The sequence below is a fragment of the [Leptolyngbya] sp. PCC 7376 genome (assembly GCF_000316605.1).
Taxonomy (GTDB): domain Bacteria; phylum Cyanobacteriota; class Cyanobacteriia; order Cyanobacteriales; family MRBY01; genus MRBY01.
The window spans coordinates 1,167,978-1,191,575 of record NC_019683.1; the positions used below are offsets into that span (position 1 = coordinate 1,167,978).

At 43.9% G+C, this 23,598-nt stretch carries 26 protein-coding genes; 14 read left to right on the top strand and 12 right to left on the bottom strand.

Features of this window, described 5'->3' with window-relative positions:
• Nucleotides 1-126: 126 nt before the first annotated feature.
• Nucleotides 127-1,824: a SulP family inorganic anion transporter gene (locus LEPTO7376_RS05275; RefSeq protein WP_015133189.1), complete on the bottom strand. Its 1,698-nt coding sequence runs from the start codon at nucleotides 1,822-1,824 to the stop codon at nucleotides 127-129.
• Nucleotides 1,825-2,265: 441 nt separating this feature from the next.
• Between LEPTO7376_RS05275 and LEPTO7376_RS05285 the strand changes: the two genes are divergently transcribed.
• Both LEPTO7376_RS05285 and LEPTO7376_RS05290 read left to right on the top strand, forming a co-directional pair.
• On the top strand, nucleotides 2,266-3,795 hold the full coding sequence (locus tag LEPTO7376_RS05285) for a phosphoglucomutase/phosphomannomutase alpha/beta/alpha domain I (RefSeq protein WP_015133190.1): 1,530 nt from the start codon (nucleotides 2,266-2,268) through the stop codon (nucleotides 3,793-3,795).
• Nucleotides 3,796-4,876: 1,081 nt separating this feature from the next.
• Nucleotides 4,877-5,266, top strand: a complete 390-nt coding sequence (locus LEPTO7376_RS05290) for a response regulator (protein ID WP_015133191.1) — start codon at nucleotides 4,877-4,879, stop codon at nucleotides 5,264-5,266.
• On the opposite strand, the gene tatC is transcribed toward LEPTO7376_RS05290, so the two are convergent.
• Nucleotides 5,252-6,010, bottom strand: a complete 759-nt coding sequence (gene tatC / locus LEPTO7376_RS05295) for a twin-arginine translocase subunit TatC (RefSeq protein ID WP_015133192.1) — start codon at nucleotides 6,008-6,010, stop codon at nucleotides 5,252-5,254. The genes LEPTO7376_RS05290 and tatC overlap by 15 nt on opposite strands.
• A 126-nt stretch (nucleotides 6,011-6,136) precedes the next feature.
• Entirely contained in the window at nucleotides 6,137-6,568 is a 432-nt protein-coding gene (locus LEPTO7376_RS05300; protein WP_015133193.1) for an EVE domain-containing protein, read from the bottom strand.
• Between the two features lie 130 nt (nucleotides 6,569-6,698).
• On the opposite strand from LEPTO7376_RS05300, the gene LEPTO7376_RS05305 reads away from it, so the two are divergent.
• The 4 genes from LEPTO7376_RS05305 (at nucleotide 6,699) to LEPTO7376_RS05320 (ending at nucleotide 10,229) form a co-directional block, all read left to right on the top strand.
• Nucleotides 6,699-8,021, top strand: coding sequence for an ATP-binding protein (locus LEPTO7376_RS05305; protein ID WP_015133194.1), 1,323 nt, complete (start codon nucleotides 6,699-6,701; stop codon nucleotides 8,019-8,021).
• Nucleotides 8,022-8,041: 20 nt separating this feature from the next.
• The gene (locus LEPTO7376_RS05310; RefSeq protein WP_015133195.1) at nucleotides 8,042-9,241 is read left to right on the top strand and encodes a hypothetical protein; all 1,200 of its coding nucleotides are present in this window, start codon (nucleotides 8,042-8,044) and stop codon (nucleotides 9,239-9,241) included.
• Between the two features lie 154 nt (nucleotides 9,242-9,395).
• Nucleotides 9,396-9,575 carry a hypothetical protein gene (locus tag LEPTO7376_RS05315; protein ID WP_015133196.1) on the top strand — a complete coding sequence of 60 codons (180 nt, stop codon included), beginning with the start codon at nucleotides 9,396-9,398 and terminating at the stop codon, nucleotides 9,573-9,575.
• 141 nt (nucleotides 9,576-9,716) lie between these two features.
• Complete coding sequence (locus LEPTO7376_RS05320; RefSeq protein ID WP_015133197.1) at nucleotides 9,717-10,229, top strand: inorganic diphosphatase; 513 nt, start codon at nucleotides 9,717-9,719, stop codon at nucleotides 10,227-10,229.
• Nucleotides 10,230-10,348: 119 nt separating this feature from the next.
• On the opposite strand, the gene LEPTO7376_RS05325 is transcribed toward LEPTO7376_RS05320, so the two are convergent.
• Complete coding sequence (locus LEPTO7376_RS05325; RefSeq protein ID WP_015133198.1) at nucleotides 10,349-10,975, bottom strand: TetR/AcrR family transcriptional regulator; 627 nt, start codon at nucleotides 10,973-10,975, stop codon at nucleotides 10,349-10,351.
• A 152-nt stretch (nucleotides 10,976-11,127) separates the two neighbouring features.
• Between LEPTO7376_RS05325 and LEPTO7376_RS05330 the strand changes: the two genes are divergently transcribed.
• Nucleotides 11,128-11,316 (top strand): CPXCG motif-containing cysteine-rich protein, encoded by a 189-nt coding sequence (locus LEPTO7376_RS05330; protein ID WP_015133199.1) that lies wholly within the window; start codon nucleotides 11,128-11,130, stop codon nucleotides 11,314-11,316.
• 40 nt (nucleotides 11,317-11,356) lie between these two features.
• Here LEPTO7376_RS05330 and LEPTO7376_RS05335 read toward each other — a convergent pair whose 3' ends face one another.
• The 3 genes from LEPTO7376_RS05335 to LEPTO7376_RS05340 all read right to left on the bottom strand — a co-directional run bounded on the left by LEPTO7376_RS05335 (nucleotide 11,357) and on the right by LEPTO7376_RS05340 (nucleotide 12,918).
• Nucleotides 11,357-11,992, bottom strand: a complete 636-nt coding sequence (locus LEPTO7376_RS05335; protein ID WP_225901178.1) for a Crp/Fnr family transcriptional regulator — start codon at nucleotides 11,990-11,992, stop codon at nucleotides 11,357-11,359.
• Nucleotides 11,993-12,078: 86 nt separating this feature from the next.
• A complete protein-coding gene (locus tag LEPTO7376_RS26210; RefSeq protein WP_160148386.1) occupies nucleotides 12,079-12,252 on the bottom strand; it encodes a hypothetical protein in 174 nt (57 codons plus the stop codon).
• 72 nt (nucleotides 12,253-12,324) lie between these two features.
• A complete protein-coding gene (locus tag LEPTO7376_RS05340; protein WP_015133201.1) occupies nucleotides 12,325-12,918 on the bottom strand; it encodes a cupin domain-containing protein in 594 nt (197 codons plus the stop codon).
• Between the two features lie 212 nt (nucleotides 12,919-13,130).
• On the opposite strand from LEPTO7376_RS05340, the gene LEPTO7376_RS05345 reads away from it, so the two are divergent.
• The 5 genes from LEPTO7376_RS05345 (at nucleotide 13,131) to LEPTO7376_RS05365 (ending at nucleotide 16,688) form a co-directional block, all read left to right on the top strand.
• Entirely contained in the window at nucleotides 13,131-13,499 is a 369-nt protein-coding gene (locus LEPTO7376_RS05345; protein ID WP_015133202.1) for a hypothetical protein, read from the top strand.
• 282 nt (nucleotides 13,500-13,781) lie between these two features.
• The gene (locus LEPTO7376_RS05350; RefSeq protein ID WP_015133203.1) at nucleotides 13,782-14,099 is read left to right on the top strand and encodes a hypothetical protein; all 318 of its coding nucleotides are present in this window, start codon (nucleotides 13,782-13,784) and stop codon (nucleotides 14,097-14,099) included.
• Nucleotides 14,100-14,205: 106 nt separating this feature from the next.
• Nucleotides 14,206-15,606: a cell wall metabolism sensor histidine kinase WalK gene (locus LEPTO7376_RS05355; protein ID WP_225901179.1), complete on the top strand. Its 1,401-nt coding sequence runs from the start codon at nucleotides 14,206-14,208 to the stop codon at nucleotides 15,604-15,606.
• Nucleotides 15,603-16,283, top strand: a complete 681-nt coding sequence (locus LEPTO7376_RS05360; protein ID WP_015133205.1) for a response regulator transcription factor — start codon at nucleotides 15,603-15,605, stop codon at nucleotides 16,281-16,283. The genes LEPTO7376_RS05355 and LEPTO7376_RS05360 overlap by 4 nt, the downstream gene beginning before the upstream one ends.
• A gap of 54 nt (nucleotides 16,284-16,337) precedes the next feature.
• Complete coding sequence (locus LEPTO7376_RS05365) at nucleotides 16,338-16,688, top strand: hypothetical protein (protein WP_015133206.1); 351 nt, start codon at nucleotides 16,338-16,340, stop codon at nucleotides 16,686-16,688.
• A gap of 26 nt (nucleotides 16,689-16,714) precedes the next feature.
• Here LEPTO7376_RS05365 and LEPTO7376_RS05370 read toward each other — a convergent pair whose 3' ends face one another.
• Entirely contained in the window at nucleotides 16,715-17,263 is a 549-nt protein-coding gene (locus LEPTO7376_RS05370; protein WP_015133207.1) for a 2'-5' RNA ligase family protein, read from the bottom strand.
• 37 nt (nucleotides 17,264-17,300) lie between these two features.
• On the opposite strand from LEPTO7376_RS05370, the gene LEPTO7376_RS05375 reads away from it, so the two are divergent.
• Together LEPTO7376_RS05375 and LEPTO7376_RS05380 are read left to right on the top strand one after the other, a co-directional pair.
• Nucleotides 17,301-17,756 carry an NUDIX hydrolase gene (locus LEPTO7376_RS05375; RefSeq protein WP_015133208.1) on the top strand — a complete coding sequence of 152 codons (456 nt, stop codon included), beginning with the start codon at nucleotides 17,301-17,303 and terminating at the stop codon, nucleotides 17,754-17,756.
• Between the two features lie 29 nt (nucleotides 17,757-17,785).
• A complete protein-coding gene (locus LEPTO7376_RS05380; protein ID WP_015133209.1) occupies nucleotides 17,786-18,586 on the top strand; it encodes an alpha/beta fold hydrolase in 801 nt (266 codons plus the stop codon).
• A gap of 3 nt (nucleotides 18,587-18,589) precedes the next feature.
• Here LEPTO7376_RS05380 and LEPTO7376_RS05385 read toward each other — a convergent pair whose 3' ends face one another.
• The 4 genes from LEPTO7376_RS05385 to nirB are packed head-to-tail and all read right to left on the bottom strand — an operon-like array spanning nucleotide 18,590 to nucleotide 23,403.
• Nucleotides 18,590-20,284 carry a mechanosensitive ion channel family protein gene (locus LEPTO7376_RS05385; protein ID WP_041763172.1) on the bottom strand — a complete coding sequence of 565 codons (1,695 nt, stop codon included), beginning with the start codon at nucleotides 20,282-20,284 and terminating at the stop codon, nucleotides 18,590-18,592.
• Nucleotides 20,277-20,405: a hypothetical protein gene (locus tag LEPTO7376_RS28280; RefSeq protein WP_264308985.1), complete on the bottom strand. Its 129-nt coding sequence runs from the start codon at nucleotides 20,403-20,405 to the stop codon at nucleotides 20,277-20,279. The genes LEPTO7376_RS05385 and LEPTO7376_RS28280 overlap by 8 nt, the downstream gene beginning before the upstream one ends.
• 32 nt (nucleotides 20,406-20,437) lie before the next feature.
• Nucleotides 20,438-20,806: a nitrite reductase small subunit NirD gene (gene nirD / locus LEPTO7376_RS05390; RefSeq protein ID WP_015133211.1), complete on the bottom strand. Its 369-nt coding sequence runs from the start codon at nucleotides 20,804-20,806 to the stop codon at nucleotides 20,438-20,440.
• 53 nt (nucleotides 20,807-20,859) lie between these two features.
• Nucleotides 20,860-23,403: a nitrite reductase large subunit NirB gene (gene nirB, locus LEPTO7376_RS05395; protein ID WP_015133212.1), complete on the bottom strand. Its 2,544-nt coding sequence runs from the start codon at nucleotides 23,401-23,403 to the stop codon at nucleotides 20,860-20,862.
• Between the last annotated feature and the right edge of the window lie 195 nt (nucleotides 23,404-23,598).

Below are 23,598 nucleotides of genomic sequence, written 5' to 3' on the forward strand. Positions count from 1 at the left end.
TTATTTTAAAAAATAGTTTGTCTTATTAGATTGAGCGAGTCAGACGACGAGAAAAGTTTGGGGCGATCGCCTTGTACATCTTTTTTATGTATTAGGCGATCGCTGCTTTACGAGAATCGTTAGTCTTTAGACCGCGGGAGCAGTGGTGCCAACAAAATCATCATCGGAGGCGCTACCAGTCACAGTGAGAGTGGCCTGTTTAAGGGCTTCCTCAAGGGACATGAGACAACGATCAGGGGAAACCTTACTGAAAAGCTTGAGCTTTTCGAGACGGCGGCGAGTTTGACCCGCAGCACCGACGATAAAGACATCGCGATCTTTGTCCACTGCTTCTTCAATCGCATTTTCGAGTGCGAGAGAAGCTGTAACCCCCATATGAGGGACATCAGAGATATCGAAAACAATTGCACTACAGTCTTTAATCGCGTTGTGTTCACGGGCGATCGCCTTTGCAACACCAAAGATCATGGGGCCACTGAGTTGGAAGAGAAGTACGCGACCATTTGCTTCATCGAGCCAGCGTTGCTCATCCGGATTGAGATGCATTTGATCATCCGCATCAGAGATAGAACGCACACTATCAGACTGCAGGCGACTCATCTTGTCGATGGTGAGAACATTCGCAATGAATAGACCAATACCAACTGCCACAATCAAGTCAACGAGAACAGTGAGGAGGATAACACCATACATAATGAGCGCACCTTTCCAAGAAATCTGATGGGCACGCTTCAAGAAATCCCAGTCGATGATGTCGATACCAACCTTGAGGGCAATACCTGCAAGAACCGCAAGGGGAATATTAGCAGCGAGACCAGAAGCACCAAGAATCACCACAAGAAGGATGAATGCACGGCTTAAACCGGAGAGGGCAGAACGACCACCACTCTGAATATTCACCACCGTACCCATGGTTGCACCCGCACCAGCAAGGCCACCAAACAAGCCAGAAACGATATTACCGAGACCCTGACCAAGTAACTCTTTATTGGAGTTGTGCTCAGTACGAGTCAAACTATCAGCCACCATCGAAGTCAGTAGAGCATCGATACAGCCCAACATGCCCAGTACTGCTGCGTCAATCACCATAATTTGGAGATGCTCAGCAGAGAAGGTTGGCATAATGAGGCTAGGGAAGCCACCAGGAATCTCACCAATACGACGGATCTGATCAGCGCCGGGGAAAACCAACAAAGAAACCACAGTTCCAGCAACTAAAGCGACAAGCTGAGGAGGAACAAGTTTCTTAATGTTTTCTGGCATAAACCAAATGATTGCAACGGTACCAGCAGCCAAAAGGGTTTCGGCAGGTTGGATACCAGACAACAATTCAGGAATTGCCCTAAGGGTTCCAACAACGCCCCCTCCTGGACTGCCTTGTCCTAAGAATGGTGCAATCTGCAAAATCACCAGGATGATACCGATACCTGACATAAAGCCAGAAATTACGGTGTAAGGCATCATCGTGACATAACGCCCAAGCTTCAGCAGACCAAAAATAATTTGGAAGACACCCGCCATCATGACAACGGTAAATGCCATTGCTAGACCTTGTTCTGTACCTTCTTGAGCAATGAAGTTCGCGATAATCCCAGTAAGAACAACGGTCATCGGACCTGTGGGCTCAGAAATCAGGGTGGGGGTTCCGCCAAACAAAGCAGCAAAGAAACCGACAAGAACGGCTCCCCATAAACCTGCAGTGGGACCAGCTCCAGAAGCAACTCCGAAGGCTAAAGCCATGGGTAGGGCGATCACGGCAGCAGTAACGCCGCCGAAGAGGTCGCCCTTGATATTTCGAAAATGTATCTTATTGGTTATCTGCATAGGACAGGCACATTGAAGGACGTTGACGAAATTGGAAGGCTGCAAAACTGTTGGTTTTCGTAATCGACCCGAACGTTTTTGATTGGGGGCGATCGCCGTTTCACCTTTCTTATAGTCTTGAGTCTATGGAATATTGTTTATCTATTGGTATACATCTAACCATACTCCCCTACGTGTTGTCTCTATACCAAGACTGATTATTTTTGATACATCTAAAAAGTAAAACTTATTATTTGTAGGCTCATGTCCTGAAAAAGTCTGTTTAACAAGGGTTTTGCCGTACTGAAGAAGTAGAAAGAAAGTCGTAGAAGTTTGTTCTGTTGATCTGTTTTTCAGCCTTTCGGGTGAGGCGATCGCCCCATTGAAACGATTTAGCAACGAAGGTGGCAGAGCAAAATTATCCGTCTCTACCATGGAAGATATTCTGCACCCCATTCGCCAATGACTGATTTCAACTGGACACAATTACAAAATGGCTCAGATATTCGTGGGGTCGCACTAAAAGGCATTGTCAACGAACCGGTCAATCTCACTGCGGAAAGGGTCACTCTATTAGGTAAAGCATTTGGCACTTGGTTATCTCAGCAGTTGGATCAGCCAACGGACAGACTGATAGTTGCAGTGGGTCGAGATAGTCGTTTATCTGGAGAAGCACTCAGTGCAGCAGTAACTACAGGGCTAACGTCATTGGGGATTCAGGTCTACGATGTGGCGATCGCCTCAACGCCTGCAATGTTTATGAGCACGATTACAGAGGGCTTTGATTGTGATGGCGCAATTATGTTGACAGCAAGCCATCTCCCTTTCAATCGCAACGGTCTCAAGTTTTTCACAAAAAAAGGTGGCCTCGATAAACCTGACATCAAAGCAATCTTGGCCTTAGCCGCAGCAAATGAGTTTGAGGCGATCGCCACACCGGGCAACGTCACCGAGCGAGATTTAATGGCAGTCTATGCAGAACAATTGGTGAAGACGATCCGTGAAGGTGTGAATGCAAAAACAAATTTTGAGCAGCCTCTCAAAGGACTGAAAATTGTAGTCGATGCGGGTAATGGTTCCGGTGGCTTCTATGTAGATCGCGTATTACAACCACTCGGTGCAGATACAACAGGTAGCCAATTTTTAGAGCCTGACGGGATGTTCCCCAACCACATCCCCAACCCAGAAAACGAGACGGCAATGGCTGCAATTTCAGCAGCAGTAACGGCGAACAAAGCTGATTTTGGCATTATTTTCGACACTGATGTAGATCGAGGAGCAGCAGTAGATCCATCAGGAAAAGAGCTCAACCGCAATCGCTTAATTGCCCTAATGTCCGTCGTTGTACTGCGGGAGCATCCCGGCTCAACCATTGTGACGGACTCGATCACATCCGATGGACTCGCAACTTTTATTGAGCAAGATTTAGGGGGCGTACATTTCCGATATCGACGCGGCTATAAAAATGTGATCAATCAGGCGATCGCCCTTAATGAATCAGGAGAAGAATCATGGTTAGCCATTGAAACCTCAGGACATGGCGCGATGAAAGAAAACCATTTCCTCGACGACGGTGCATATCTCATCACCAAACTTTTAGTCGAAGTCGCCAAGCTCCATGAACAAGGCAAAACTATCACTGATTTAATTGCGACTCTCCAAGAACCAGTGGAGAGCGAAGAATTCCGCTTTAAAATCACTGAATCTGACTTTAAAACCTATGGATTGGGAGTCATTGAGAAATTAAAAGACTTCGCAGCTCAACAAGAAAACTGGCAAATTGTCCCCAAAAACCGCGAAGGTATCCGTGTTTCTTGCAAATCCTCAGGCCAAGATGGTTGGTTTTTATTACGTCTCTCACTGCATGATCCAGTGATGCCATTAAACGTCGAATCTAATGTAAAAGGCGGCGTTGAGAAAATCAACAGTCAACTTTTAGAGTTTCTACAGAAATACGAAGATTTAACGATAGGAGAATTTGGCAAAGTGTAACCATACCTTACGCAACTTTTCTTTCTGTCAACATTCAGGTCATATCAAGCATGTTTTGTTACTAGCTTGAGAAAAACTTTATACAAGAGTAATTTAGTTGCGAAATCACACGATCTTCTGCAACTTAAAATCACGTTAGTCGAGCATTCACTCTCATTTAAAGTAAATGCTTAAATTCAAATATCAATTAGTCCAAAACTGAATAAAGTATTAAGCTCAATCATCATAATGCTCGCATTCCAAATCAGTAGAAAAAAATATAGCCTCTAAAGCTTGTCTCTATTCACTAGCTCTCAGCAGACGGCGATCGCCACCGATACATTCGATCAATAACTATTAGTCTTAAGCTTACTGAAGATATTGTCACTAGCTCTGACAGCTTTTAAATTAGTCCCACAGCTAAAGCAGTCGGACTCATGGATATAAACGTGATAAGCACCAAATATTTTTTAGCGATATCACCAAAAACAATTCTACTCATCTCTAGTTCAGACAAGGGCTAGAGTATATTTCACAGTACTTGCCATTGTGTTCACCTGAATGCAGAAAAATACAATAAGTCAGACAAGATTGGGGTCAAAAACCAAATAAATACATTAAGTCAACTAAGCTTTAATACTCAAAAAAACTGTTGGCAAAATATTAAGAAGCCTGTACAGATGTAATCATCAACTTGATAAAGTCAACATTCAAAAACCTTCCAACATATACTTTCTGATCTCAAACATTAAGAGTTCATTAGCCTGGATTTGACATCAGAAAAACACATCTAGGATGAACGTAATGATGAACAAGTTTTTATTTTTAAAACTATATCAATTCTAAAAACAATCTGTATTAACAGCTTATAACTTCAATTCAAACTACTTGTTGAAGTGCTCATATTTTTCAAAAAATCGCTAATTCTTCGAGATTAGCATCTACTTGTTAATAAAGAGAAAACCATAAGTTAAGGACAGCTCAATATCATCGTTTTGATTATTACCATCACCACGAAGATTCATCCCTCGGAATACAACACAACTATCACCCTTGTATCTCACCCCCCATAACCATTAGGAATTTCTTGGAGTTACCAATCATGAATTCAAAAATTTTGCTCATCGAAGACGAAGACGGCCTACGGCAAAGCCTATTAATGATGTTGATGGCCGAAGGCTATGAAGTCGTCAGTGCCGAAGACGGTAGCATCGGTGTTGATTTAGCGATAACGGAATTGCCAGATGTCATTATCTGCGACCTCATCATGCCTCGCTTATGTGGCGATCGCGTCCTAGATATCCTTCGCAACGAACCTGTTACAGAGCAAACCCCATTTATCTGTATTAGTTCCGAGAATCAACAAACCACCCCTAGTCCAGTTAAAGATTTACATCAGCAAAACTATCTTCAGAAACCCTTTAGCCGCACAGATCTACTCGGTGCAATTCATCGGCATCTGTTGCCTATGACAGCGTTAGCGACCGGATAACTTGACCACACCAATGCCGCCGAAATATAGGCCGAGTACAGCTCCGGCTAACAATGATTGGGTCAGAGGGTCTGTAGAGGGCGTAATAACCGCGCCAAGGATTACAGAACTTAGAACCACCACGCGCCAGCCCTTGAGCATCATTTCGGAGGAGACAATCCCTAACCATGCCAAAATCATTTGGACGACGGGAACTTGGAAGGCGAGTCCAGTAAAAAACATTAAGCCTAAAATCAGCTCGAAATACCGTTCGATTGACCATGCGGCCTCAACCACATCAGCACCATAGGCAATAAAAAAGTTTAGGGCTGCGGGAATAAGAGCAACATAGGAAAATGCCAATCCTGCAAAAAAGAGAACGCCAGACCCCAAAACAACTGGAGCTAATAGTCGTCGTTCGCCACGGGTCAACCCGGGTAATACAAACAGAATGATCTGGAACAGAATAAATGGGCTTGCGAGGAGCGCACCTGTATAGCCTGCAACTTTAAAGGAGAGAAAGAAAAATTCTCCGGGGGCAACCTGAATAAATTTGACGCCAGCAGCAGGTGCTTCCAAGATTTGTACAATCGGTTTAACAAAGAAAAAGCAAGCAATCCATCCAACTACAACGGAGATTAAGGCATAAAAAATCCGTAGACGCAGCTCTTCAAGGTGATCGAAAAAGGACATTTCGACCTCATCGGGCAATTCGTCCATCGGATCAGGATTATCAGCAGGGGGCTTGGATTGAAGGCTGGTCATGGGTTGCTTAGGTTTAGGGGGGTTTTAGAAACCAGATACTGTGTGCTTATTTTAACGAAGTGATGGCAAGGAATTGTGTACAAAAAGAGCCATCTATTTTGGATTTCTAAGTCTAGGCCTCTTGTTTTAGCCTTTCAGTTGGTAGACGCGCTGCCATTGTTCGGCTGTGACTTTAAAGTTTGTACTGCCAGGTGTATGGATAACGTCGAGGTCGCGGAGGGTGCGATCAAAGCGTAATTCATGTTTGCGGAGGGGTTGACCCAAAAGCTTGCGAAAAAAACGTATAGTAGTGCGGGCTTTGGTTGTGCGAATGCGGATTGGTTCTGTCCAATAATCAAGATCAGCAATGTCGTCAGGACGCAAAATTTCTGGGGTTGTCATCACGGTGGCGATCGCATAAATCCCAGCATTAGGGCCTGCAACCCAAATCAAGACCCCATCACCAGGCTGAACTTTGTCACGATAACGGGTGACCAGCCAAGGCATTTCATCCAGTTCACGGATCGCGTCAAAAATCCGGTGGTATTTAGGGTTTGCTTGGAACAGCCAGTACGCCATAATTCGGGGCATTCAGGTAGATTGTCTCAGCATAAATGTTGGTGATACCCTGCTGTCAATGTTAAGGATGCTTTGGTTCGCGTGAATAATTCCCTATTAGGCTATATCGTTCGAGGGGCTGTCCTCTACAATGGCGGATATGAAAGTCCCTTCTGACATGCCAATGGTGTCGAGTCGTACACTCTATCCACAGCTTGCATCGCTACTGATTTATCAGGGTGTATTTGATTGCCCAATTGGTCAGGCATTTTTAGAGCTCTTGCAGCGACTCTACACGGATCAGTCTGTACAAAACAGTGATACGACGGCAACAACGGAATGTCTTAAGTGCTATGGTCAGTTTTTTCGGGAACTGGCGATCGCCGATCTGAGTTGGCAGGATTGGCTCGTGCAACGTATTTTGCAAGACGATAATCCCTTTAGTCAGCAAGCTCAACGTAAACCGCTACAAGAAATTACGACACCACTCCAGCACGCTGTTCGCCATGATCTCAAAATCCTGCAACAGATCTATCAGTGCCAGCCAAATACTTTTAGCCATTGGGTACAGGTCGCAACACAAGTTACCGCGCCGGTGATTCCTTGGGATGGCGATCGCCTTTCCGATGAATTTCTTCACCACCAGAATCTTTGGTCGACCGCTGTTGACCCCTTAGCTAGCTACTACCATGGGCATGGTGTTGGTCAATTTGCCCAGTACAATGCTTTCCGCTGGCAAGAGAACAAATTACAAAATATTGCCGATCCAGATTGGTTACCTCTCGATGACCTCGTCGGTTATGACCATGAAAAAGCAGCGTTGATCCAGAATACGGAATGTCTTCTGACAGGCTTACCTTCCCTCAATGTCTTGCTCTATGGCAGTCGTGGTTCCGGCAAATCATCCCTAATTAAATCTTTATTGGGGGAATACCATACCCGTGGTCTACGGTTAGTCGAAGTCAATAAACAAAGCTTTCACCATTTACCCGCTATTGTTGAAGTCCTCCGGCAACAACCCCAGAAGTTCATTATTTTTGCCGATGACCTCTCCTTTGAAGAGGATGATGATGTGTTTAAAGCCCTAAAAGTAGTTTTAGAAGGGAGTATTCGAGCCAAAGCTAATAATGTTGTTGTGTATGCAACTTCGAATCGCCGTCACTTGGTGCGAGAATTTTTTGATGAGCGTCCTCGACCGAGTGATGCCCATGAGATCCATAATTGGGATACGGTGCAGGAAAAATTATCCTTTAGCGATCGCTTCGGCCTGACTTTAACCTTTAAACCTGCGAACCAAGATACCTATCTCGATATTGTGCATCACCTTGCCAAACGTGCCAGTCTTCAGCTCGACTCTGATACTTTAGAGTTTCGGGCAAAGCAATGGGCTACTCGCCATAACGGACGTTCTGGACGCACTGCTCGACAATTTGTCGATTTTTTAGTCGGTGAACAAGCCCTTAATCTTTCTTAAATCGTTCAGAGAATATGGCCATGCTCGGTAAATTTCCTCGTACAATTCTATTCGCAAGTCTATTTGTGTTTAGCGCGACGGCAGTCTGGCAACGTGATGTGAGAAATGGGGCGATCGCTGCCCTCCTGACAGGTTGTGGCATGGCAGGTGGTTCAATTCTTGTCGAGAGAGAGCGCAAACAAGCTGAGCAACGGGAAAAAGACGAGATCCAAGACTCTTTGAAAGTACTGCGGCAAGAGCAGACTCATCTCGATCTTTATGTCAATGAAGCTTTCGAGCTCGAACAAGAACTCTCTGCAAGTGTGCGATCGCTCAAATCAGAACGATTACGGCTCTTGAACCGCATTAATACCCTCAATGATCAACGCAACGAAATAACCGCTGAGGTTAAACAGTTACAGGAAGAAAATCTCGCCCAAACCCAATTGCAGGAGACAACTCAAGCCAGTCTCTCTGAGCTACAAATTCAATACCAACAGCTACAAGACAAGCTTGATTCCCATGCTGCCCTTGATGCTCTCGCCCCCGAAATCCGTCTAACCCGAGTCCAACAACGCCTTGCCCATGTGCGCCGAAAACTTGCAGAACATCAACATCAACAAAAACTCCTGCAAACGGAATGTGCGATCGCCCAAGAACAAAAAATTGATTTAGAAGGCGCACTCTACGATCTCAAGGCCGAATTTAATGTCCTTGAGCAACGCTATACAGAGATGCAAGATAATCTTGACTTCACAACGGCCAAGTACCGTGAGATGTCCTTTAACCTACTCGGCAGCCAAGCCGCAATTAAACGTTTAACTCGCGACATTTTGCATAAGCGTCAAGAAAAAGCCGTTCTTTTAACAGAGCTAAAAAGTCTGCAAGCAATACCTCCTTCACCGATTGAGGAGCAGACCCTAGACCTACTACCCACGGCTTGGCAAGCATGGTTCCGCTTTGTTCAAAATCTTGCCCCAGAAGAACAAGCCTTTTTAAAAATCATTCTTTATCGCCAAAATCTAGTGGCTGTCCCCACAGAATTTCCGAGTATGTCCCATGCACCAATTGAAACATTGGCAACAGTACTCCAGGAGCGTGCAGAAAGTTTCCTTGGGGAGTCGCCTTTTGAACGAGTCGCGGATCGTCCTCTCTTACAACTCAAAGCAGAATATCATTCGCTTCTCTCCCAATCTGTACTTGTTCCTATTACGGAAGACACATTTGAGACAAAAAGTTAGTCATTGATGATATTGTTTAGGTTTTTTTAATCAAAAAATCGTTGCAGGCTACACAGTTCTGCTACGTTTCATGGGTAGAATAACGATATAAAACCAAATTTTTAGTTATCACATTTTAGTTCTCTATCCCTAAGGGTAGAAAACTTCATAAATTATGGAATCCAGTGGCTCTCCCGGCAAACCTGCCGATCTCCCTCCTAGATGGTCTGATCTGCTTGGTACAGTGATCGCCCTCCTCACCCTGACCACTCCCTTGTTGATCATCGGCTACTACTCCTATCGTCCCGCTGCGCCTGATATGGTGCCGGAGCTGAGTTCACGACTGATTGAGTAATTTTTCTGGTAAATATACCGCTTCTGTGTAGAATGCTTGAGGGCGATCGCCTGAATTTTCAGCATTGGGGTTTTCCCGCGATGTTTTAGTTCAGCCGAGTCCTCAAAAGATTTTATATGGATTCATTAGGAGAAATTACCCGTGGACTTATCCCGCATTCCTGCTCAACCCGAACCCGGTTTAGTTAATGTTTTAGTTGAGATCACTGGCGGCAGCAAAAACAAGTATGAATTTGATAAAGACATGAATGCCTTTATCTTGGATCGGGTACTGTTTTCCTCTGTAAAGTATCCCTATGACTACGGTTTCATCCCCAACACCCTCGCTGATGATGGCGACCCTCTCGATGGCATGGTGATCATGGATGAGCCTACTTTCCCAGGTTGTGTGATTGCAGCTCGCCCTATTGGCATGATGGAAATGATTGACGGTGGCGATCGCGACGAAAAGATTCTTTGTGTACCCGCAGAAGATCCTCGCTACAACGACATCAAATCCATTAAGCAAATTTCCCAGCATCGTCTAGATGAGATTGCTGAGTTCTTCGCATCATACAAAAATCTTGAAAAGAAAGAAGTTGAAATCCTTGGTTGGAAGGATATCGACGCGGTTGCACCTCTCGTTGATGAGTGCATCAAAGCTTACGAAGGCTAAACATTTTTCTAGCCAATATCTAGAGTTATTTCAATCTCTGACTCTAGTAAGTATTAGCAGATCAAGAAAATAATCTAAGCATATGTCTTCGGAGATATGCTTATTTTTTGTCTGAAATTCTAGGCTAAAACACCATGGAGAAAGATATCGGCAATGCCTTCAGCCATTTCCCGCAAAGCTTCCGGAGACGCATTCGGGTCAGCAATCGTTGCATCAGAAAATCCGGCGATCGCAAACATTCCTAAAAAGACCTGAGCGACAATTTGGGGATTCATCTTACGATAAATACCTTTATCCATTGCTGACTCAAAAAATGCCTCAGCAATATCAGTCATTTTATCAATTACTTCCGCTTGAATGCGTTCTCGTAATTCGGGATGGGATTGGGCTTCAATAAAACAAACTTTTAATAGGTCTTTGTTTTTGTGCATATTAAGCATTCGCCGCCGCATCACTTGGGCGATCGCTTTATAGCTACCCATTTCACTTAGCTCAGTTAAAAAATCAGTCAACAAATCCATCCATCCCAAGGTCGCAACCTCTACAAGGATGGTTTTTTTATTCGTAAAATGACGGAAGAGTGTTCCCTCTGCCACATTAGCTTTAGCCGCTAATTCTTTGGTGGTAGTCTTTTCGTAACCTTTTTGGGCAAATAATTTTAAAGCTGCCCGAAGAATACGGTCGCGGGGTTGATCTTCGGCGCAATGCTCCGCCAATCCTGTTTTTGGTGATCGATCGATAAACATGACCATCCTTCTCATCCCCACACTAACAATGATGCGATACTCATTTAATTGTGTCTTAGAATACGAGGCATCATTGAGAAGCCTTCATAAAACTTGAGGTAACCAACCCATTAGCATTGCAATAGATTGAATCAAAAATATAGGGTGACGAGATGGAAAATACAGCAGAATATTTTTGTGCTTATTGTGGTGAAGGAAGTATAACTTTTATCGATTTAAGTGAAGGCTTCTTGCAAAATTATATTGAGGATTGTCAGGTTTGTTGTCGCCCGAATCGACTTTACATTGAGATTAACGAAGAGACTCTCGATATTACGATTAATACAGATACGACTTATTAGAGCTTTGTTTTTCTTGGTAATTCATCTTTATTGAGCTGAGCTATAGAATTTTTTCAGGTTGGTAATTCTTAGTAATAATAAGGTGTCGATTGTCATCAAAGGTCAGCCAACCTTGGTTTTGGAAGTTTTTAAATAAACGGGTGACGGTAACGCGAGTTGTGCCAATAACATCGGCAAGATTTTGGTGAGTGAAACGACAACGTAAACGAATAGTTTCATCTTGAGTCTGACCAAGTTCTTGCTTGAGAAATAGAAGTAGTGAAATCAATCGATCTTCAATACGTTTCAGACCGGCGATCGCCAATAAATATTCAGACTGCTGGAGACGATGAACTGTTTGGGCGAGCAAGTTTTGCTGGAGACGAGATGAAGCCTGAAGTTCTTCACTAGTAAAGCGTTTCAAGAGGCAGTCTTTCAGGGCGATCGCCTCAATCGTCTCTAGACGAGTTAAAGACCCTCCCCAGAAATCACCATCTTGCAACCAACCTAGTACCGTCACATCACCTTGGGGACTATTCGTCTGTAATTGCACAATGCCACGCTCTATCTGCCAGATCTGACTCTGGATTTTCGGGATTTTTTGTCCTCGCCGAAACGAATATAGAGACGTTTCCTGTGCATCCATTGCTAGGGATGTATAGCCATAACGATTCGGGATTGATAGGGAATTTGACACAGAAAGTAACCCAACTCTGCTATGCGATATCAGTCCATACAAACTTAAAGACTTTAGTTAAATATGGCGTAATCAAAAGTTTAAGATCACTCTTCTGCAAAGCACCACATTAAAAATCCGGCGATCGCCCAGAGACAGAGCCACCCCAAGATATGACTTGATTTAACGATCAAAAAATCCGGCCACAATGCCAAACCTTCCGCAAAAATCAAATTTGCCCCCAGAGCAAAAATCAACAGCCAGATTATCGTTGCAAACATTTTTTATTTATCTTCATTGAAAGGAGCAAATCGCCATATTTCCTTCAGCCGAACAAATAGATTTAAACAACATTAAAATAATTTTTTACTCCCCGTTTTTTGGTCAAACTGATAGCGATTTTGATAATCAGTTTTGCCGTAAACATTAAAACTAACAACCGTGTCATCACCAATTGCTTCAATGTGATGAATTGTTTCAGGCACAAAGGTCACAATATCTCCCGCTTCAAATGTTTGCTCACCCACGGATTCAATGTCACCAGACTCACTTTCACGCCATAAAATATTTTTCTCTGAGCCATTAACAAACGCAACAATCCCCCAAGCGGCATGGTTATGAATCGGTGAAACAGTACCAGGTTGCCAAGCCACCATCTGTACAGTCAGTGGGAACTCTGGCTCATCATAAAGCATATCCACAGACCAACCTTTTTTCGGATCTGGTTCGCTATAAGAACCCTGTAACCAATAGGAACTGGTTAATAAGCGGCGCACCATCGGCGCAATCTGTCGAACCAGACTGGCATCATCGGGATTCTCTCGTAGAAGATCCTCTAGCTCTGTGAGAAACCGATAGAGTCGATAATCTTCAGGGGGAAGTTCAAAATCATCTGAATCTGCTCCTGCTTCGATTTGACCAAAAGCGTCAATATGCCAATCTCGCATCGTCTATTTTTGTCTTGTGTTGTGTAATTTTTTCTATGTTACTTTTTAGGGGTTAACACTGCCTGAAAATCGGCTTAGAGTCTGGGAATTTCGGTATCTGAAGCGAAAATGCTGGAACTCTCAGGGTTTTCTCAGAGAGCTTTCACTGAATCCCCAAATCTAGCCTTTTTAATAATAAGTGTTTCCGTTATTTATGTTTGGAGTTTGAACGGATGAAAGTTAAGTATCTATCGATGATGGCGATCGCCTCTGTAATGGGTTTAGGCCTCATTGGTGCCTGCGCAAACCCTTGCGCGGCGAACGAAGCGAATCCCTGTGCGGGCAAGACTGAAACTGTAGATCCTTGCGCTGGAGCTAATCCTTGCGCTGGTTCTGACCCTTGTGCCGCTAAAGAGAATCCTTGTGCTGCGAAGGAGGATCCTTGTGCAGCTAAAGAAAACCCTTGTGCCGCTAAAGAGAATCCTTGTGCTGCGAAGGAGGATCCTTGTGCAGCTAAAGAAAACCCTTGCGCTGGTTCTGATCCTTGTGCCGCTAAAGAGAATCCTTGTGCTGCGAAGGAGGATCCTTGTGCTGGTCAATAATCCAGAACTTAGGTAATCCTCCCGTTTGGGAAATTATCGTTGCATAACTAATTTCGTTCAAAAGTAGTTCATCGCTGCTCTTAACCCTGACAAACTAATCAATTCTGAAACCATTACCGACTTATGTAAGAAGGTAAAGAATAGATTAACAATGTTAATGAGCAGCTCTGTCATCGTTCAAACCTTCTGTACTCAAGGTCTCAGAAGGACAAATCGTACTGTCTAAATCTCTATAATCAAGCTGTTTTGACACACTATTAAACACCTTGAGGAAAAAAGATTATGAGTATGAAACGTTTTGTTCTTTTGGCGATCGCTTCCGTAATGAGCCTTGGTTTTCTAGGCGCTTGTGGTGGTGCTGATGCTCCTGTAGAGGAGACTCCTGTAGAGGAAACTGCACCTGAGGCAACCGAAGAGGAAGCTACTGAAGGTGAAGAGGAAACTACTGAAGAAGCACCTGCTGAAGGCGAAGAAGCTACTGAAGAAGCACCTGCTGAAGGTGAAGAGACTGAAGAAGCTACTGAAGAAGACGCTGAAGAAGAAGCACCTGCTGAAGGTGACGACGCTGAAGCAGAAACTGAGGAAGAAGCGGCAGAATAAGCCTTCGTCAGTCTAAGCAAAAATAACTCAGCTTAGTCCCCCCTCACCCCCCGTATTCGTCATGTACCGACGTTGGTTTAAATCATTCACGCCGCTGATAGAAAAAGTGCAGTTACGCTCTCTTCGTGGCAGATTAACCGCTGGTATCATCGGCTTTACGGCGCTGGGTTTGGGGGGTTCTGTATTTTGGCTCAGTTGGCGCATGGAACAGATTCTGATCATGACCCACAAGCAAAATATTCAGTACATAGCGGGTCGTTTTCCAGAAGATATTGCGCGGTTTCGGGAGTCGGAAGATCTCCGCAGTGGTCTACAGCCAGCTACAGATTTTTTATCGATGGGCAATGTTTTGCTCTGGGTAAAAGATCACGATAACAAACTCGTGGCTAGTGTTTCTCCAGAAAATTATCCTGATCTTGATGTTGATCAGATTTTGGCAGAAATTCCCAAATATGTTTTATTTCCAAAGGTTCAGTTAATTCAAGGTCGTTATTTTGTCTTTTGCAGTACACCGCTAATCGTTCAGGGCGAAAATCTCGGCATGGTGGCGATCGCCCAAGATATTACAGAAGATCAGACGATGTTATTAATGCTCGTCCGTAATCTTGTGATGATTAGCTTTGTCGTGCTGATGGTGGCCATCGTTGGCATTAGTCTCTACATTCGGCGATCGCTACAGCCGTTACGAGAGATGAGCAAAATGGCTGGAGAAATTTCGCCCGCAAACCTCGATCAAGCACAACTGACTCTCCAGACAGCGCCACAAGAAGTCGAAGAACTCGCCCAAGCCTGCAACTTAATGTTGTCGCGTCTTTCAGAGACCTGGGAACAACAACGACAGTTAGTGGGTAATGTCTCCCATGAATTACGGACTCCTCTCACAATTGTGCAGGGCTATATCCAAAGTTTGTTGCGTCGAGGTGATAATCTCACAGAAGCGCAGCGGGAAGCACTCACAGTAGCGGCATCTGAGGCAGAGAGAACAACACAATTACTGCAAGACTTGTTGGACTTAGCGCGGGCAGAGAGCGGTTTTTTGCATCTCAATATTGGTGAGTTTATTCTCAATGATCTAATCGAAGAAATTGTGTCCATGTCCACAAAAATTTCGAAGCGCAACATTGAACTCGTCGGCATGCAAAAGCTGGTGGAAATCTGTGGCGATCGCAACCGTCTCAAACAAGTCTTTATTAATCTCATCGACAATGCTCTTAAATATTCTCCAGAGCACACAACCGTAACCGTTGAACTGCGCCAACTATCTAAGCATGTTGAGGTTGATATTAGTGATCAGGGAGATGGCATTCCACTTATGGATCAAGCCAGAATTTTTGATCGTTTCTATCGTGCTGACGAAGCCCGTACTCGTTCGGGGGGATCAGGTCTGGGGTTAGCAATTGTTAAAACTCTCATCACCCAAATGGGCGGTAACATTACGGTACGTTCCCAGCCACAAAAAGGCAGCACCTTTACGGTGATGCTTCCCCTCAAGACAAAGAAACTATGACGGATCACAAACTTCTCCTCATCGAAGACGACGATAATTTAGCGCGTTTTCTGGAACTCGAACTTAGTAGCGAAGGCTATGGTATCACCGTCGCAAAAGATGGTCTCAGTGGTTTGATGGCAGCACGGGAAAATACGCCGGATTTAATTTTGTTGGACTGGATGTTACCGGGCATGACAGGAGTAGAGGTTTGTCGTCGCTTGCGGGCAACTGGGGCAGAATTGCCTGTGATTATGCTGACAGCCAAGGATGAAATTCAGGATCGGGTGCAGGGCCTCGATGCTGGGGCAGATGATTATGTGGTGAAGCCCTTTAGTATCGAGGAGCTTTTGGCGCGAATTCGTGCCCATCTCCGTCGGAATCAATCAGATGAAAAAGAGGTTTTACGGTTTGAGGATCTCAGACTCAATCGCACTACTCGTGAAATCTATCGGGGCGATCGCCTGATTGAGTTAACCGTTAAAGAATACGATTTGCTGGAATATTTGCTGTCCCATGCGAAGCAAGTTTTAACTCGTAACCAAATTTTGGAACGGGTTTGGGGCTACGACGAAACAATGGGTGATTCCAATGTGATTGAAGTATATGTGCGTTATTTACGGTTGAAACTTGAAGCGGAAGGCGAATCTCGTCTGATTCATACTGTGCGAGGCGTTGGCTACGTTTTAAAAGACTAAGAAAAAGGCGATCGCCACTCTCATTCACCAACAAATCCATCATCAATAAGACCAATGCTAGTTTTTTTAAAGGCTGTCTTTATTATTATTTCAACTATTGTGATGGTGGTGTTTTGTATCTACCTTACGGGCATCATTAATCGAGCGTTCTATATGCCTTTGGTAAAAGCTTGGACAAAACGAGCATCCCTCAAACTCATTAGTGCCAAATACAAAGTTATCTATAAAAATAAGCGCAATCGTTGGTCAGTACAGAGTCGATATGCACCAACTTACTGGATCACTGCACGTCGAGCTGATGGGCAGATTCTCGAAGGATTTGTAAAATTCAAGCTGAGAAATATGACGCTTCTCGGTGCGAATGATTTAGCCAACTACCAAGTCATTACCGATTGGGAATCCTGAAAATACGAGGATTTAACCCCGATTAGTCAGTTATTTTTAAATAAAAAATTCGTGTCCACATCCCAAACTCGACCATTATGTTTCAGGAGTGTCAGGGCAGGTACAGCAAATTCAAAATGTAGGGGTTTCTCTTTAAACTCCGCCCAAGCGCGATAAAAGCTGGCTTCATTTAAGCAGTTATAGGCAATGGTTACATGGGGCTGAAAAGGATGATCGCCATATTGCTCATCTTTAACCCCAAATCGTTCAGCAATTTCAACTTTCATATGGTTTTGCACGGCCAAAAGTTCAGAGGTCTGCCGAACATCCATATAAATAATTCGCGTCTCAAAATGACCAAAACCATCGAGGATAATCGGGATTTTTTGAGTATTCGCCACCATGCCTTTGAGAAAAGAGAACATTTTTTCTCGATCGCAATCATCCAGTTGAAAGGGAGGTTGGAGCGTAATGTGGGGTGGTGCATTTGAGCTTTTTTTGGCCTCAAACTGCTTGCAATATTCTTTCCACTGGTTGGCGATCGCCTCGATATCGGGCGGGAGAAGCAGTGCAACGAAGTATAGACTTTTACTCATAGGACTTGAAATCAAGACAAATTGACGGGGAAGCGAAATGAATATTTGGCGTTTTATTGCAGCAGGACTCAAGCTCCTCGTGCGTCACCCCATTGTCGGCACAACCCTAATTCCCATTTTGCCAGACGGAAAAATAGTCCTTGCGCGTCGCCGTGATACTGGCACATGGAGTTTACCCGGTGGCATCCTCGATTGGGGAGAAGATCTAACCAGTTGTTCCCGTCGTGAGCTACTGGAAGAAACTGGATTTGAACTCATAAAAATTTCTCGTCTCGTGGGGGTGTATTCTAGTTTGGGACGTGATCCCCGCTTCCATGCTGTCACTGTGGCGATCGCCGTCGAGGTGAATCCCAGCAGCACAACAATTCAGGATGCCGACGAAATCCTCGAAGTTAAGCCCTTTGAAGCGTCAGCCATGCCCTTGGACAATCTCAGCCACGATCACGCCCAGCTTTTGTGCGATTATTTTGACGGTAAAACCGTTGTCGCCTAATTTCCTCGTTTGTTTTTTCTGAAACCCCTATGGTCTGTGTCGTTCGCAATTCTCGCTTAAAACTAAGCCAAGGACAAATTTTTTGGCGGGAAACAGGGCAGGGAAACGCAATTGTATTTATTCATGGGGAATGTCGCGATAGTTCCCAATGGTCAAACTATTTCGAAGAAATAAGCAAGAAATATCATTGTTTTGCGCCAGATTTATTGGGATTTGGCGATTCGGAACGATCCAAAGTCCCCTATTCGATCCAGTGGGAAAGCGAGGTTCTCGAAGAATTATTCGACAATCTTCGTCTCAAACAGTTTTATCTTGTTGGAGATGGTCTGGGCGCATGGGTTGCAACACGTTATGCAGTGAATCATCCAGAGCAAATTAAAGGATTAGTTTTGCGATCGCCTCTCGGTGTGGAAACAGATCAAAATCCAAGTTATTTCTGGGAAAAATGTTTGGTTTCGCCATTGCCGATTGTGCCCTGGTTGCTCAAACTCATTTCACCCATCGCACCGATCTTAGGTTTAAGAAAAAAGATTCAAAATGCCTTTGAGCATCGCAAAACATTGCGCCGATCGCCGGGTACTTGCAAACTTTTATTCCGTGGTAGTGCAAGACTAAAATCTGAATTTCTCAACTTCCAGTTAGCTCAACTCACAACACCGACTCTGATTCTCTCGACCCAAGACGACTCTTCCGTACAAATTGCCCAATCCCAAACCTATAACCAACTGATCAAACACTCAGAATACAAAGGTTTAAAAAATGAGTCCGAGGCAATCGACACTATTCAAACTTGGCTCCAAACTCAACATTCATCAACTAAAAATAACTAGAATTTAGCTATTTTTTTGTGGAGGAAAATTATTGATACGAAAGCTCGGTGGTTCATAGTCTTCGGGCAAATAATCTGCAGGAATTGTAATTTGATTGCCATCCCGTGCTGCACGATAATGGGGAGATAAAATTTCGATATCCGCTTCATTGCATTTATCTTGAATATTTCGATGCAAATGTGAATATGTATCGGGCATTAATTTCGGTTTATCTGTATAGGCATTAATCTCATAACTCACATAAAAATCATCCAAGCTTGTTTGCAGAATAAAAGGTCTTGGTGTGAGCAATGTATTCGGCGTGACGGCAACGGCATCCAAGAGCACTTTATGAACTTTTCGCCATGGCACATCATACCCAAGGGTAATTGTTGTATAGAGAATCAAAGGTGGTGTTTCAGGATCATTATTAGCTTCGCTATAGTTCACAATATGACTACTTAAAACCGCTGAATTCGGAATAGTAATCATCTCATTCTTTAAGGTTTGAATCCTGGTTACCAATAATGTTTTTGCGAGGACATCACCTTTTGTCTCACCAATTTGGATGCGATCGCCAATCCGAAAAGCACGGGTATAGGTCATAATTGTTCCTGCCACGACATTCGCCACAGCTGCACTCGAACCGAGTGATAACAATAAACCGACAAATATCGAAACCCCTTGAAAGGCAGGGGTCTCTGCTCCTGGCAAATAAGGGAATGCAACAATCGCCGCAAAAACGAGCACCAAAACTTGCACAAGTTTATAGGTCGGAATTGCCCATTCTGCATAAAATCCTTGAATCGTGATTTTTTCTTTTTCAATTTCCTGAAAAAAGAAGCGAAAGATTTTCAGAGTATATGACGTAACGAAAATAATGACAGCGATAAAAAAGAGATTTGGCAAATAATTAATACTGCCTTTCACAACAGTAAAAATAGCACTTCTCGCATATCCAAATAGCTGTCTTGCAAAGCCTTGTGTCCATGGGAAAAAGCTGAGGACTAAATTGCCATAAATATAGATTAGTGTCAGCCAAGTCGTTAGTCTTATAATTTTAAAGACTTCAAGGGTTAAATCAACAACTTGCTTTGAAGATAAAAGCTCAATTCCAAAAACTTTTAATGCAGGAATCCAAGTGCTTTGGCAGCTCCGGAGGTAACGATGGACTCGCGGCAAAGATAAATTAATAGCAAGAAAGCTCAGCAGTAAAATAATCGTTGCAATGATCGTATAAGCTACACCTAAAAGAATATTGCGTAAGCTAAAGGCGGCTCGATATTCTAAAATTTTATCGCGAATAATATTTTGATATTCTTTTGCTAAATCATAACGATCTTTGCCCGCAGCAACAGCATCAACATCGGCAAAAGTTGCTAGCAATGTTGTGCCGACCAGCACATCAGATGTTTGAGTTTCTTCGTTATCGATTACTTGTAAATAATCAACATCTAGCTCTTCATTTTTAGCAAACTCCAATAACCGCTCCGAAATAACCTTTGCTCGAAATTCTTGGTCGAATGACGCAATACGTGCCTCAATGCGAAACAATTCATCATCGCCCAGGACAACAGGTGCACCTCGCAAAGTCTCTGGTTCAGACACTTCTGGAGTAATTAATGGCTCAACTTTTGGCTGGGCGATCGCCGTCCCCATTTGCCAGCAGAGTAGACAAGTGCAGAGTGCTAGAAAAAATCGCCGCCAAAACTTAGCCATAGATCTTGATTGCTTCGATGGAGCCGTCATTCTCACGATAGGGCGATCGCCTCGAATTTTCGCCATAGCTGAAGTTGAGGCAATAAAAATATAGATCCACCAAAGGTTTTGGCAGATCCATATACATCAATATTTAGAGAAAATTAGCGCAGCTTAAACACCAATTTGTACGTTGCCATCAACGATTTGCACAGGATAGCTTGGCACACTCACAGACTCATCATCTAAACATTCACCCGTCGCAAGGTTGAAGTTTTGTTTGTAGATTGGAGAAGCCACTTTAATTACACCTTGGCGATCGCCTAAAATTCCTCGGGAGAGCACATTCGCCTTACTAAAAGGATCATAATTACTGAGCGCAAAAACCTTGTCTTCTCCATTGGTTTGAACTCGAAAGATTGCGACTTGTTGGCCTTCTACCAAAGCACAAACACCTGTATTGGGGAAAATATCAGTTACAGTACAAACCGTCATCCACTGCTGAATATCAGTATTTTCGCGAGTCTTTAAAGCTTGAGTCATTTTAGTTCCGGTAATGATGGTTGATTTAGATTTAAAGTTGGGTCAGAAAGTATTTAGGAAATCGAACTCAATACCTTGCGCTCTTCCTCTGTTGCAGGACGCTTCTGATGGCGCTCTTCCACATAAACAAGATTCGGATCAACAGCATCAGTATTCACGAAGCTACGGAAGAGTTTGAGCTTATCGGGATTTTCGATAGCCGCTTTCCACTCGCATTCATAGGTATCAACAAGCGTTTGCATTTGTGCTTCTAGTTCATCACAGATACCGAGGGAATCCTCAATAATTACTTCCCGCAAATAATCCATGCCACCCTCCAGCTTGCTAAACCAAGTAGCCGTTCTTTCCAATTTATCGGCCGTGCGAATATAGAAAATGAGGAAACGATCCAAGTATTTAATCACCGTCTCTTTATCAAGATCAGAGGCAAATAATTCCGCATGTTGAGGCTTCATGCCGCCATTGCCACACAGATACACATTCCAGCCATTTTCAGTTGCAATAATTCCAAAATCTTTGCTCTGGGCTTCAGCACATTCACGAGTACAGCCAGAAACTGCGGACTTAAGTTTATGGGGGGCGCGAAGACCACGATAACGTTGCTCAACTTCAATAGCGAAACTGACAGAATCCTGCACACCGTAGCGGCACCAAGTACTGCCGACGCAGGATTTTACTGTCCGTAAAGCCTTACCGTAAGCGTGTCCAGATTCAAAACCAGCATCAATCAAGCGTCGCCAAATTTCAGGTAATTGATCTAAACGAGCACCGAATAAATCAACCCGTTGAGCACCTGTAATTTTCGTATAAAGCTCAAATTCTTTTGCAACTTCACCGAGCACAATCAACTTTTCAGGGGTGATTTCACCGCCCGGAATACGAGGGATAACAGAGTAAGTGCCGTCCTTTTGAGTATTCGCAAGGAAACGGTCATTTGTGTCTTGCAAGCCAGCATGGGGTTGTTCCAAAATGTGTTCATTCCAGGTTGCCGCAAGCATCGAGGTAACAGCAGGCTTACAAACTTCACAACCCAACCCTTTGCCAAACTGACTAATCAAATCAGCGAAGGTTTTAATTTTATGGAAGCGCACGAGGGAATAAAGTTCTTGGCGAGAATAGGCGAAGTGCTCGCAAAGATCATTCTTCACGGTGAGGCCCATTTTCTTCATCTCGGACTTCATAATTGTCGTCACGAGAGGAACACAACCGCCACAACCAGTTCCTGCACTGGTGCATTTTTTGACGCTGCCAATATCGGTTAACTCTTGGTCGTGAATGGCAGAAATCAGGTCGCCTTTGCTGACGTTATTACAGGAGCAAATTTGCGCTGTATCTGGGAAACTATCAACACCTAAACCAGTTGCTGCTTGACCTTCCCGAGGCGGCATCAATAAGTCTTCTGGGTGGGGAGGTAGCGCGATATCATTTTGGGTGAATTGCAACAATGTGCCGTACTCAGACGCATCACCAACCAAAATGCCGCCCAACAAACGTGAGCCATCGGCATTGAGCACTAATTTTTTGTAGATGCCTTTAACGGAGTCATTTACAGCAATTTCTCGGGAGTCCGGTGTCTGACCACAATTGTCCCCGAAGCTTGCCACATCCACACCCAATAGTTTGAGCTTGGTGGACATATCTGCGCCAGTAAAAGTAGTCGCTTCCGCTGTTTCAGTAAGGGCATCTGCTGCCACCGTCGCCATTTGATAACCGGGAGCGACTAGGCCATAAATACGCTTGTTATAGAGTGCGCATTCACCGATGGCATAGATATCTGGGTCAGACGTTTGGCAGTAATCATTAATCACAATACCGCCGCGATCGCCGATCTCTAGATCATGAGCTCTGGCGAGTTCATCACGGGGACGAATACCTGCGGAGAAGACAATCATGTCGGTGGCCAGCTCAGTGCCATCTGCAAACGTCATTTTTACGATTTTGCCATTCTCGCTGACAATCTCTGTCGTATTTTTGTCGGTGTGAACCGTAACGCCCAACTCTTGAATTTTGTTTTTGAGAACTGTACCGCCAGCATCATCGATCTGCACCGGCATTAAGCGAGGCGCAAACTCTACAACATGGGTTTCTAATCCCATATTTTGCAGCGCATTTGCACATTCCAAACCGAGCAAACCACCACCAACGACAACCCCAACTTTGCTGGTTTTCGCATAGGCTTCCATCGCCTCTAAATCATCGATGGTGCGATACACAAATGTACCAGGGACATCTTTGCCTTTAATTGGTGGCACAAAAGGATAAGAGCCAGTGGCAAGCACTAATTTGTCGTAAGCAAGCTCTTTACCTTTAGCAGAAGTAACTGTTTTCTTCTCGCGATCAATGGAAACGGCTTTATCACCGATATGAATCTGAATATTATTTTCTTCGTAAAAATTGGGTTCAACTAGAGATAGATCTTCGGCACTTTTACCGGAAAAATAACCACTGAGATTTACCCGGTCATAAGCAACGCGAGATTCCTCACAAAAAGTAATCAAATTGTATTTTTCGGTGGCATTTTTGCCTGCCATAACTTCCAAAAATTTATGGCCGACCATGCCATTCCCAATGACAATTAGATTCTGTTTGTTGGACATAGGACGTAAGATTTGATGTCTATAAGAATTCCGTCATCCTAGGTACTTCGATTTGAATCTTCAAGAGCTCTGTAAAGGGTTAGTTACAGAGTTTCCATGGATAATGCAGGAATGGCATCGATCCCCAATCATTTGTGGATAACGAGCCAAAATCATGATTATTTGTCTTGAAGTCATGATTTTTGATCACTCCAA